The 12282-nt window shown below is 45.9% G+C and carries 11 protein-coding genes and 1 tRNA gene; 5 read left to right on the top strand and 7 right to left on the bottom strand.

Features of this window, described 5'->3' with window-relative positions:
• Positions 1–195 precede the first annotated feature (195 nt).
• From ACBP46_RS10560 to ACBP46_RS10575, 4 genes are all read left to right on the top strand, one after another.
• Positions 196–981: an IclR family transcriptional regulator domain-containing protein gene (locus ACBP46_RS10560; protein WP_371016704.1), complete on the top strand. Its 786-nt coding sequence runs from the start codon at positions 196–198 to the stop codon at positions 979–981.
• A gap of 156 nt (positions 982–1137) precedes the next feature.
• Positions 1138–2154 carry a Bug family tripartite tricarboxylate transporter substrate binding protein gene (locus ACBP46_RS10565; RefSeq protein WP_371016705.1) on the top strand — a complete coding sequence of 339 codons (1017 nt, stop codon included), beginning with the start codon at positions 1138–1140 and terminating at the stop codon, positions 2152–2154.
• A 57-nt stretch (positions 2155–2211) separates the two neighbouring features.
• Positions 2212–2703: a tripartite tricarboxylate transporter TctB family protein gene (locus tag ACBP46_RS10570; protein WP_371016706.1), complete on the top strand. Its 492-nt coding sequence runs from the start codon at positions 2212–2214 to the stop codon at positions 2701–2703.
• Positions 2700–4190, top strand: coding sequence for a tripartite tricarboxylate transporter permease (locus ACBP46_RS10575; protein WP_371016707.1), 1491 nt, complete (start codon positions 2700–2702; stop codon positions 4188–4190). Before ACBP46_RS10570 ends, ACBP46_RS10575 begins: the two co-directional genes overlap by 4 nt.
• A gap of 40 nt (positions 4191–4230) precedes the next feature.
• Here ACBP46_RS10575 and ACBP46_RS10580 read toward each other — a convergent pair whose 3' ends face one another.
• A complete protein-coding gene (locus ACBP46_RS10580) occupies positions 4231–4992 on the bottom strand; it encodes an IclR family transcriptional regulator (protein ID WP_371016708.1) in 762 nt (253 codons plus the stop codon).
• A 167-nt stretch (positions 4993–5159) separates the two neighbouring features.
• Between ACBP46_RS10580 and ACBP46_RS10585 the strand changes: the two genes are divergently transcribed.
• Positions 5160–6194, top strand: coding sequence for a Gfo/Idh/MocA family protein (locus ACBP46_RS10585; RefSeq protein ID WP_371016709.1), 1035 nt, complete (start codon positions 5160–5162; stop codon positions 6192–6194).
• A 422-nt stretch (positions 6195–6616) separates the two neighbouring features.
• Here ACBP46_RS10585 and ACBP46_RS10590 read toward each other — a convergent pair.
• The 6 genes from ACBP46_RS10590 to cysS all read right to left on the bottom strand — a co-directional run bounded on the left by ACBP46_RS10590 (position 6617) and on the right by cysS (position 12194).
• Positions 6617–6709: transfer RNA gene (locus tag ACBP46_RS10590), tRNA-Ser, on the bottom strand.
• 55 nt (positions 6710–6764) lie between these two features.
• Positions 6765–8021, bottom strand: a complete 1257-nt coding sequence (locus tag ACBP46_RS10595) for an aspartate kinase (protein ID WP_371016710.1) — start codon at positions 8019–8021, stop codon at positions 6765–6767.
• Between the two features lie 53 nt (positions 8022–8074).
• Positions 8075–9133, bottom strand: a complete 1059-nt coding sequence (tilS, locus tag ACBP46_RS10600; RefSeq protein ID WP_371016711.1) for a tRNA lysidine(34) synthetase TilS — start codon at positions 9131–9133, stop codon at positions 8075–8077.
• The gene (locus tag ACBP46_RS10605) at positions 9126–10091 is read right to left on the bottom strand and encodes an acetyl-CoA carboxylase carboxyltransferase subunit alpha (RefSeq protein ID WP_371016712.1); all 966 of its coding nucleotides are present in this window, start codon (positions 10089–10091) and stop codon (positions 9126–9128) included. The genes tilS and ACBP46_RS10605 overlap by 8 nt, the downstream gene beginning before the upstream one ends.
• Positions 10092–10108: 17 nt before the next feature.
• Entirely contained in the window at positions 10109–10741 is a 633-nt protein-coding gene (locus tag ACBP46_RS10610; RefSeq protein ID WP_371016713.1) for a DNA-3-methyladenine glycosylase family protein, read from the bottom strand.
• A 4-nt stretch (positions 10742–10745) separates the two neighbouring features.
• Positions 10746–12194 (bottom strand): cysteine--tRNA ligase, encoded by a 1449-nt coding sequence (gene cysS / locus ACBP46_RS10615; protein ID WP_371016714.1) that lies wholly within the window; start codon positions 12192–12194, stop codon positions 10746–10748.
• Positions 12195–12282 lie beyond the last annotated feature (88 nt).

Raw genomic sequence — 12282 nt, forward strand, 5'->3', positions numbered from 1 at the left:
TGACGCAAAAGTCATACCCTAGATTTTTTGTAATGATTGATGCTTAGGCTAGCTAGCTTTGCCTTAACTCACTAGACAGCCATAATCGCTATTGTCCGAAAAGCGGACAAACTATCCGATTTAAGGACGATATGGAAAAAAATGGTATGCTTTGACTTATTTCTGTTCCTTACTCTTCTCTTTAAGTGAATTGCTATGCGTCGTGATCCCAGCCCTACACCAAAAGAAGAACTGATCACTGGCTTAGCCAGAGGTATGCTGGTTTTAGAATGTTTTGTGGATAAACAAAAACTTAGCGTCACTCAAGTCGCCAGCCTAGCAACCATTTCACGTACCGCTGCACGACGCCACTTAAAAACTCTGGAAAGCATTGGTTATCTAGAGTCGGATGGGTATTTTTTTTGGTTAACACACCGAATACTGCGTTTGTCAGGTGCCTATCTAAGCTCATCACCATTAAGTAAAATTGCCTCCCCCTTACTCAATGGGCTCACGGAAAGAACGCGCGGCAACTACTCGATTGGCGTATTAGATGAGCATGAAATAGTTACTATCGCCTGCAGCTACTACCCCAGCCCCAGCAAACGACGAGTCTTACCTTCTGGTATTCGTAATGGCAATCGCTTGCCTGCACATACCGCCTCTAACGGTAAAATGCTCTTAGCCTCTTTAGATGAAACGGCGTTAGAACACTGGTTACAACGTCACCCGCTCACCCGCGTCACCCCACAAACCATTACGCATCTTGATTCGTTTAAAAAACACTTGGACGACATCAGACAACAAGACTGGTGCACGGCCTCTCAAGAGCATGAAATTAGTTTTATCGCCTTCGCTATCCCTATTCGTAATGCCCAAGGCACCGTCATAGCCGCCATGAACGTGGTGGACTACGTGAGCGATCTAACCATAGAGCAACTCAAACAACACCACCACGTGCCCATGCTAGAGACGGCTCGAGAAATACGTAGTTTTCTATAACTCGTTTTAATTTCTACCTAGCTCTACCCTGTTTCAAGAACCCCGCAATACGCTTTTGAGCTCATCTTAGGGCTTTTACCAATTCTCTACATCTGGAATATCATTTCAAATGAAACATTATATTCAAATATGTATTGAATCTACACAGGAGCTTATATGCGAACATTCAAACGATGCCTATTGGTAGGGGCATTGGCGATTAGCAGCACGTTTTCTGGTCTTAGTCTAGCTGCCGACAACTACCCCAGCCGGGATATTAATGCCATTATCCAGTGGGGCGCAGGCGGTCTCACCGACATCGTGACTCGACGCGTCGCCCCTCTGGTAGAGGAAGAACTTGGCCGTAAAATTATTGCTACCAACCGCACCGGCGGCTCAGGCGTAGTGGGAGCCAATTTTGTATTACAACAGCCTGCCAATGGTTATACCCTTTTAGTTGCCTCTGAAAGTCAATCCTTATTCCGCTTGAATGGTCTAGCGGCTTTTGATTTTAATGAGTTCACTCCCATTAATATCTTGATGACCTCAGATTCCGTGGTTCTAGTAGCCAACAACAAAGTTCCTGCTGATAATTTTGCAGAGCTCGCAAAGTACGTGGCAGAAAACCCAAGAAAAATTAAACAATACAGTCCAGGTTTAGGAACCACCGGCTTTTCTGCTAACGCTATGCTAGCCACTCAAACCTCTTTTGAAACAACCATGGTGCCTTTTGATGGCGACGGCCCTGCATTAGCAGCTATCCAAGGTGGTCATATCGATATTGGGATGATGGCTTTAAATAGTGCCAGCGATCACATCAAAGCTGGACGAGTCAAAGCGCTAGGGGTAATTAACACCCAGCCAGCCGGTGACATTCCTTCTTTGGTCACAGACATGCCAGGGCTGGAAAAATACTTACCCTGGGGTTCTTGGATTGGAGTTTTTGTACGCAAAGACACACCCGAACCCATTAAAGAGAAATTGATTGAAGCCTTCCATAACGCCGCAGCCACCCCTGAATACGGTGCGTTCATTACGCAAAATGGAGGACGTCTACTCAACCTATCCGGTCAAGCAGCCCAAGACTTTATGGACAACTGGCAATCCACCACTGCATGGCTCTACGAAGAGGTCGGCGCATCTAAAGTAAGCCCTGACTCCTTAGGAATTCCTAAGCCTGCTTATTTACAGTAATTCAATTCATTAGCTACGCCACCTCTTGGGCTGGCGTAGCTCAATACAGTACTCACTATGAAAACCACACCAATCCGGTCTGTCGGCGAGATTGCTTTTTCCGTTTTTTTACTGGTTTTTAGCCTAGCAATGACTTGGGCAGCCAGTTTAGTAGATGATGAGCTGACACTTTCCTCAGCAGGGTCTCTTCCTCTTGTGGCTGCAAGTCTAATGTCTATTTGCAGTCTAATTAATTTATTACGAGCTCTTCGTGCACCGGCCGATTTCAACGGTTCTGCCTTTATAGAATTCCGAAAAAAAGTACTTCCTAATACCAGTATTATTATCGTAGGCCTGATTTTGGCCTTTATTTTCACTCTGGAATACTTAGGGTTTAATTTAGCCTCCTATCTTTTTCTCGTACTCTCATCCTTTATGCTTGGCGTAAAAAACAGAGTAGTACTTTTTATTATCCCTGCCCTATTTCTAGGCTGTATTCACTTTATATTCCAAGTCATTTTTTCCGTTATTTTGCCGCAAGGTAGTCTTTGGTCTGGAGTTTTCTCATGAGTGAAGCCTTACACTACTTTTTTATGGCTTGGACTGACCCCGGTCTAATAGGATTAGCAGCCGCCGGAACCTTTGTAGGTATTTACATCGGTGCTTTACCGGGTCTATCGGTCACCATGGCCGTTTCTATTCTGATCTCATTTACGTTTAGATGGCATGTAAACGAAGCCCTAGTTCTCATTGCAGGCATTTATCTCGGCGGAGTGTATGGCGGCTCACGTGCCTCTATTTTACTTAATATTCCAGGCGGCCCTGCTCAAATCGCTACCTCATTAGACGGCTATCCCATCGCTCAACGCGGTGAGGCGGGTGTCTTAATGGGTTTAACCACTCTGGTTTCAGTCATTGGCGGCTTTATAAGTATTGCAGTCCTTGCTCTAGCCGCTCCTTCTATTGCTGAATATGCTTTAGCTTTCGGGCCTCGTGAATACTTACTGCTCGCTGTTTGGGGTTTGCTTTTGGTAGGTAGCCTATCTGGTGAGTCACTCTCTAAGGGAATTTTTGCCGGAGCCTTGGGCATTCTCATCAGTACAGTCGGTTTGGACCCTCTCACTTCACAACCTCGTCTTACTTTTGGCTCTATGAGCCTTTCAGCAGGTCTGTCCTATGTCGCCGCCATGATCGGCTTCTTTGGTATTGCAGAAATTCTGACTCAGCTACATACCTTAAATGCGCCCTTGGTGAAACAAAAAATTGGACGTGTTTTCCCTCCAGCTAAAATGATTCGCAAACATCTACCTTTAACAGTACGTAGCTCGTTTATTGGTGTTGGGGTAGGAGCTCTACCAGGCGCAGGCGGGGATATTGCGGCCTTAATGGCTTATGACAATGCTAAACGCTCAGTCAAAAACCCCGAGGTTCCTTTTGGTAAAGGCGCTTACGAAGGAGTGGTAGCTCCAGAAACAGCCAATAACTCAGCTGTACCTGCTGCCTACATTCCTATGCTGACTTTGGGTATTCCTGGCGATGCCGTAACCGCTATTATTATCGGGGCTTTGTACATACACGGTTTGAATCCAGGCCCTATGTTGATGATTCAAACGCCTCACTTATTTTGGTTCACTGTAGGTAGCTTAACCTTAGCCAATTTCTTCCTCTTGATTTTTGGCATGACTGGAATTCGTACCTTTACTAAAATAGTGGAAATACCAAAAAATATTTTACTTCCTATTATTTTAATAATTTCAGTTGTAGGCGCTTATTCTATTAATAATAATCCAAGCGATGTTTATTGGATGCTTGGTTTCGGACTCTTAGGCTATTTCTTAAAAATATACCGCTTTGAAGTTGGACCGGTTGTTTTAGGAATGGTTTTAGGGCCTATGATTGATAGAACCTATAGACAATCCATGATTTCAGTAGATAACAACCCTATTGATTTTATATTGAGCTTCTTTCAGTCCTATATATCTTTAGGAATATTGTTTGCTTTAGCTTTAACTTTACTAATGCAAACTCAATGGTGGGCTAAACTACGATCTAAATAAATCATAAAAAAAGGGTTGATTTAATATCAACCCTTTTTTATTAATTCTTGCGAACTTGACTTAAAGTAAATACTGCCTGTTTTAAATCAGGCAAAACGTTACGCATTGCCTCCTCATTAAAACGTACTGATGGGCCAGATACCGTTAATACACCCATCGGTTTTCCACCATTTTTGTCCGCAATAACCATAGCCACACTGGATGTACCCTCTACATAGGTATCTACCATCCAAGCATAGCCTTGTTCTTTGGTTTTCTCTATTTCCCCTAACAAAGCATCAATAGTCACAGGAGCATTCGGCCCCATACGTTTTGCTTTTTCAAAACCTTGGTGAATAGTTAACTCCAGCGCTTGCTCTTTGCTATGGGCTGCCAACCAAGCCATTCCTGTTGCAGTAGCTGGAAAATACACCTCAATGCCAGCATCAGGATCATAACGTAGACCTGTCTTCGCTCCTTGCGCTTTGGCTATCCAGATTAATTGATTCTCTTCAAATATAGCCAAACGTACTAGTTCAGCTGATTTTTCTGCCAATTCATCAAGAATAGGCTGAGATATATCATTAATTCCAGTAGCAGATAAATAACTTAAACCCAACGCTGCCAATTTAACGGTAAGAGCATAATGAGAGGTCGATTCATTTTGCTTTACATAGCCCATTTCTCTTAAATCATTTAATACCCGATGAGTGGCGCTACGCGGAATATTTAACCTATCGCTTATATCAGATAAAGAGAGCCCTTCTACGTGTGCTGCGAGTAACTCTAATATAGATAAAGCCCTATCACGAATTGCAGTCATATGGTTTTTTCCTTTTTTAAATTGTTCATTAAACCTCCCTCCTATTCTGGGTAAAACTAATCAATCAATGCTTTGTATTATATTACCCTCAATCTCAAATGAAATACAGTTCCAGTGTATAATTTATTCCAGAAAAACATAAACAAAGATAATCAAAGGAGAACTTAATGACTCATAGAATTCAACTCGCTCTCATAGGGGCTGGTGCCATTGCTACTACCCATCTAGAAAGTGCAATTGCAGCCACTCAAACCCAATTTATGGCCTTAGCTGACCCACGTCCAGAGACTAAACAACTAGCACAACGCTACGGCTTAAAATGGTTTGCTAACTACACCGATCTAATTGAAAGCAGCAAACCTGAGGGCGTAGTGATTGCCGTGCCTAATTCCTTGCATGAGCAGGTAGCAAGCTATGCTCTACAAAAAAAGATTCCTGTTCTACTAGAGAAACCTATCGCAGACTCCACCACACAAGGTCTACATCTTGCGCAGCTCTCAGAACAACAACAAACGCCCCTACTTGTGGCGCATCATCGCCGCCACAACCCCATTATTCGTACTGCTCGTCACGTCATTCAAGAAGGCCGTTTAGGCCAATTAGTAGGCGTAAATAGCTTAATCAGTTTTTATAAGCCGGAAAGCTATTTTGAACAAAAGTGGCGTGTGGTTGCGGGCGGAGGACCTGTTCTCATTAATTTAATTCATGAAATAGATATGCTGCGCTTTATTTTGGGAGAAATCGTAGACATCCAAGCCATGACAGCCAACACAGCTCGTCAACATGAGGTAGAAGACAGCGCAGCCGTATTATTGCGTTTTGAAAATGGCTGCTTGGCTACACTTTTATTATCGGATAGCGCTGTTTCCCCTTGGTCGTGGGAGCTCACCTCTAATGAAAACCCATATATGTTTCCCCATGTTTCACAAAACAGCCACCATTTTTTAGGCACCAAAGCCTCTTTTTCCTTACCTAGCCTAACTCTTTGGCACTATGCCGATCAAGCCAGTTGGAGTGAGCCTATTCAACAGCAACAGCTCTCTTTGCTGCCACAGGAATTCAGCTCTTACGAGGAACAATTGCGACACTTTGGTGCAGTAATCCGAGGTGAAGAAAAACCAATTATTGACGCCCTTGATGCTACCCGCACCCTAGCTGCCACTCTGCGCATCATTGATTCCAGCCAAGCATTCCGAATCTAAAAACCACCTATCCAGTGACTTGCTTAAAGCCACTGGATATTGCTTTTATAAGCCTGCTTGATCATATTTGCCATCTAGATTCAACTCGGGCTCCACAGGAATAATGCCATCCGTAGTAATAGTGGAGTGACTGTGGTAGTCATGGTGTTTAAGGTGCTCTAGATTAAAGCTCGCAGCGACATCAAGCCATTAAGACTGACTACCACCTACTATACAAACAGGGCTAACAAAACCTAACCATGCCGTTTTAAGTAACGTGTCTGAGCTTGCTGAATAAAACCGCTTGGGCATACGACACACAATGCACAGTGGGTGACCGGACATAATCCCTATAGAGATAAATCAATACCCAGTGCAGATAAAACCCCAAACAAAAGAAAACAAAAAAGCCCTTGTGTTAACAAGGGCTTGATTGTGCTTTTTGGCGGAGATGGAGGGATTCGAACCCTCGATGCGGGTATAAGCCGCATGCTCCCTTAGCAGGGGAGTACCTTCAACCTCTCGGCCACATCTCCGTAAAGACATAACTATAGCATAGCTTAATATAAAAAAGCTAGCCCCAAAATGCCTTTAACTTGCTTCTTGATCGAGCTCGAACACACGGTGCAAAGTACGTACAGCAAGTTCCATGTATTTATCATCAATAATGACTGAAGTTTTGATTTCGCTAGTGCTAATCATTTGAATATTGATGCCTTCTTCGGATAAAGCACGGAACATTTTACTGGCTACGCCGGCGTGACTACGCATGCCGATTCCCACAATGGATACTTTACATACCTTGGAGTCACCAACAATTTCGCCTGCACCAATTTTAGGCCCAATATCTTTTTCTAAGATTTCTTGAGTACGTTCAGCATCTGCACGGTTCACAGTAAAGGAAAAGTCGGTGGTGCCTTGAACGGATAGGTTTTGCAAAATCATATCCACATCGATATTAGCTTCTGCAATAGGCCCTAGAATTGAATAGGCAACACCTGGGGTGTCTGGCACCGCGCGTAACGTGAATTTGGCCTCATCGCGGCTAAAAGCAATACCAGAAACAACAGCAGCTTCCATTTTTGTATCTTCCTCGAAGGTAATAAGCGTGCCCGAGGAGTCTTCCTCTTCGATGGGCATTTCAGGATCAGTGAGAGATGAAAGAACGCGCACCGGCACGCGATATTTTCCGGCAAATTCCACAGAACGAATTTGTAAAATTTTAGAACCTAATGAGGCTAGCTCTAGCATTTCCTCAAAAGAAATCACACGCATGCGCCGGGCTTCGGGAACCACACGTGGGTCGGTAGTATAAACCCCATCCACATCAGTAAAAATCAAACACTCATCCGCTTTGAGCGCTGCCGCAATGGCTACCGCTGAAGTGTCTGAACCACCTCGACCTAAGGTTGTAATATGCCCTTTATCGTCTATGCCTTGGAACCCCGTTACAACCACAACCCGACCCGCATCCAAATCAGCTTGCACGCGCGAACCATCAATATCCTTGATGCGAGCCTTGCTATAAGAAGAATCGGTTTTTACAGGGACTTGCCAACCGGCATAACTACGCGCAGGTACGCCTAGCTCGATTAATGCCATAGCCAAAAGTGAGCTGCTTGCTTGTTCACCAGTGGCCGCCAGCATATCTTGCTCGCGTAAGTTAGGGTGAGCGGAAATGTCTTTGGCTAAACCCAAGAGGCGATTTGTTTCACCGGACATAGCCGATGGCACTACCACCACTTGGTGTCCTGCTTTGTGCCATTTGGCGACTCGGCGTGCTACATTTTTGATTCGCTCCACTGAGCCCATCGATGTGCCGCCATATTTTTGAACGATCAAGGACATAATATTACAAACTTAAAAAAATGGCTCTCGCCACGAAAAAAATACGAATAAGTTTAATTTATGCTTGGACCAAGCGGGGTCTCTAAAAACACACGGCCTTTGGTGCAGCACACCCAGACTTGACCATGTTTGACCCGCATCTGTCGGTCAAAGCCTAATTGATGCAGTTGTCGTAACTGTTTGAGCATATCATTGAGACGGGCTTGAGATGGCATTTTTACGTCTTGTTGAGCCAGCCAGTAGCGCAGCACCAACGCTTGACGAGCAGGGGTTAATTGACGCCAGCGAACTAAACAAAAACTCAAATCTGCTGCCACGTCTAATTGCGCAAAATCCGCTGCTGCCACTTCGTCTAACACGTGCGCGGTTTCCTGGCTTTGTTGCGCATGACGCGCAAGCACCTGCTGCCAACCTCGCCAACGCTCATTTAAATGGGGTACCAAGCGCTCGCGTAAAGCCCCTCGCGTGTAGTCATCCTGTAAGTTGGTTGGATCCCAGACTGGCTGCCAATTTGTGTGCGCCGCAAATTGCTCTGCCACCGCTAGCAGCGCAGAACGAGGTACCGTTAATAAAGGACGTAAATAGACCAATCCATTACGCTGGGTTTGAGCGCTCATTGCCCCCATTCCCGCCAAACCTGCCCCCCGCAGCAGACGTAACAATACGGTCTCAGCCTGATCATCCAAATGATGACCAAGCCAAATATGACTAACACCTGTTAACGCTGCTAATTGAGAAAAAGCGTGGTAACGCGCAGTACGCGCAGCCGACTCCATGCCATCACCTTGAGTAAGGTCTACCTGCACACGTTGTGTATGGCAGGCCACCCCTAAAAGCTGAGCAAGAGCATGCACCTGCTGCACCCACCCTTCGGCACGCTGTTGCAACCCATGGTGCACATGAAAAAAATGCAGGGTGTGCCCCTGCAAACGTGCCCATAAAGTCGCGTGAAGCGCTAACATGGCGGAATCCACCCCACCACTACACGCCACAGCAAGTTGCTGTGCCGAGCCTGTTGGGCTGAGCTGCTGCATCGCCTTTAAAATAGGCGGATGAGCCAACTGCTGCAAAAGCTCGGTAGAGACAGGATGAGATGGTTCGCTGTTAGGCACGAGTTTCTTGGTAGCGTCCGTAGGACAATAAGCGTTCTAGACGGCGCTCGCGAAGTTGTTGAGAATCTAAGCCTGAAACCTGACGCAAGGAGTCAGCCAATGCACGGCTAAGCTGACGCGCCATAAGAGTAGGATCGCGATGCGCGCCACCTACTGGCTCATTGACAATACGGTCAACCAGCTCGAAGTCTTTTAGGCGATCTGCTGTAATAGCTAGCGCCTCTGCTGCGGTGGAAGCTTTATCTGCACTGCGCCAAAGAATAGAAGCACAGCCCTCGGGTGAAATCACCGCATAGGTTGCGTATTGCAGCATCAATACGACGTCACCCACCGCAATGGCCAAAGCCCCACCCGAACCGCCTTCGCCAATAATAGTAGTAATGATGGGCACATTGAGTTCGGCCATGGCGTATAAGTTATAACCAATGGCTTCAGACTGCCCACGCTCTTCAGCACCAATGCCAGGATAAGCGCCTGGAGTATCCACAAAAGTAAAAATGGGTAGTTTGAACTTTTCTGCTAACCGCATTAAGCGCAACGCTTTGCGATAGCCCTCGGGACGTGGCATACCAAAATTACGTTTCGCCCGCTCTTTGGTATCGCGGCCTTTTTGATGACCGATCACCATACATGGGGTGCCATTAAAACGAGCAAACCCACCTACAATGGCCTTGTCGTCCGCATACATACGATCGCCATGTAATTCGTGAAAATCCGTAAATATTTCACGCACATAATCTAATGTATAAGGGCGTTGGGGGTGACGTGCCACCAAAGCGGTTTGCCAAGGCGTTAGCTTCGCATAAATACTGCGCGCTAATGCCTGACTTTTTTGCTGTAAACGAGTGACTTCCTCGGAGATATCAACAGCGGAGTCCGCTTGTACAAATCGCAGTTCGTCAATTTTTTGTTCGAGTTCGGCAATAGGTTGCTCGAACTCTAAAAATGTATTTCGCATTGTAGTCTTTGTTTGTGTTAATAATGCACAGCCACGGCATTTAAACTACGCCATAGGTGCCATGTAGCTACCGTACACCAAGGTGCCCAGGCTTGTGCCACCTCACGTGCCTCGAATCGTGATACCGGCTCACCACTAAAATAATGTTTAGATATTGCTTTAAGTAAAGCCGCATCATCTAGAGGCAACACGTCGGCACGACGCAAATTAAAGATCAAAAACATTTCGGCCGTCCAACGGCCTACCCCACGAATTTTGCATAGCGTTTGAATAACTTGCTCGTTATCTAAGTTAGCTAAGTGGGCCATATTGATATGCCCATTCACAAAATGTGTGGATACCTCAATAATATAGTCGGCTTTGCGCTTAGGCAAACCAATTTGCCGTAAGCAATCAGCCGAAAGTATAGCGATTTTTTCAGGGTTTGGCTGATTTCCATATGTATCTGCAAAACGCTGCCATTGATTAAGAGCCGTCTGACGACTGGCTTGTTGCGCCATAATGGCACGAACCATGGTCACAAATGGCGACTCAGTTTGGGTCAAACCCTGATCACTATGTAAAGGAATTATTCTACGCAGAATCCGATCACTTTTCATCAGCTGTGTTTGCGCTGACCGCCAGTAGCTCGGTAAACCCAGCCCGCTCATAAGACTAAGCGCGACGCCATTGCGTCAAGCCACCCGCTTTATCCTCGAGCTCAATGCCATCTGTACGCAACTGTGCCCGGATTTCATCCGCTCGTGCAAAGTCTTTATTTGTTTTGGCCTCGTTACGCTCAAGCACTAATGCATCAATTTCAGCATCAGTTAACGTTGAGGTCACAGTAGCTGCATCGCGCAAATAACGTGTTGATGAGCGTAAATAAACGTGTGGCTCGTGCTGTAATAAGCCCAATACACCACCCAGGGCTTTTAGCTCTGCACTCAGCTGGGCACACTTTTCTCTGTTGACCTGATTAGCCAAATCAAACAATACCGCTACTGCACCAGCTGTATTAAAGTCGTCGTTCATGGCCTCGCGGAACTGCTGTGCTGTCTTGGAGTTCCAGTTGATGCCGGCTTCGGCTACAGGCGGGACATTAGCTAGCGTGTGGTAGAGACGATCTAAGGCTTGTTGCGCATCGTAGAGGTTATCGGGCGCATAGTTTTGAGTGCTGCGATAATGGTTGCGCACAATAAAGAAGCGCAACATTTCAGCTTCACGTGGATTGCTTGAATAATGGGCTTGATCCTCGGGAGCCTGAGCGGAAATGGTTTCACGAATAGTGAAAAAATTGCCTAGGGATTTGGACATTTTGTCTGAGTCCACCATAAGGGGGCCACAATGCATCCATACATTGGCCATTTGCCCTCCGAATGCGCCCTCAGACTGAGCAATTTCATTTTCATGATGCGGGAATTTCAAGTCTGGGCCCCCGCCATGGATATCTAAAGGCATACCCAAGAGTGCATGGCTCATGGCCGAGCATTCAATGTGCCACCCCGGCCGGCCCATGCCGTAAACAGACTGCCATTTGGACTCGGCAGGTTCATTGTCTTTAGCGGCTTTCCAAAGCACAAAGTCCAACGGGTCGCGCTTGCCATCTGCTACCGCAACTCGTTCACCGGCTCGCAAATCATCAAGGGACTTGCCAGATAACTTGCCATAGCCGGGAAACTGGCGCACAGCATAATTCACATCGCCGTCAGAACCCTGATAGGCAAGCCCTTTGTCCTCGAGCAGTTTGATAATGCCAAGCATATCGCCTACATGCTGAGTAGCACGAGGCTCAAAATCTGGGGACTGCACATTCAGGGCTTTTTCATCGGCGTGCATAGCATTGATATAAAATTCGGTGACCTCGTGCATACGCTGATTGCGTTCAACAGCGCGCCGAATAATTTTATCGTCAATATCCGTTATATTACGCACATAACTGACCTGATAGCCCATCGTGCGTAGCCAGCGCTGAATCACGTCAAAGCTAACAAGCATACGAGCATGACCTAAATGGCAAAAGTCGTATACGGTCATTCCGCATACATACATACGAACTTTACCCGGCTCGACTGGCTTAAAAATTTCTTTGGTACGTGACAGAGAACTATAAATACGCAACATAAAGGGTTATGGTCTATAAATAAAAGGCTAAAATAGGTGGCATTCAAGTATAGCAAGCCTACACAGCAACGTGTCGCCTTATATATGT

This window comes from Paenalcaligenes hominis (assembly GCF_041359055.1).
Classification (GTDB): Bacteria; Pseudomonadota; Gammaproteobacteria; order Burkholderiales; family Burkholderiaceae_B; genus Paenalcaligenes; species Paenalcaligenes hominis_A.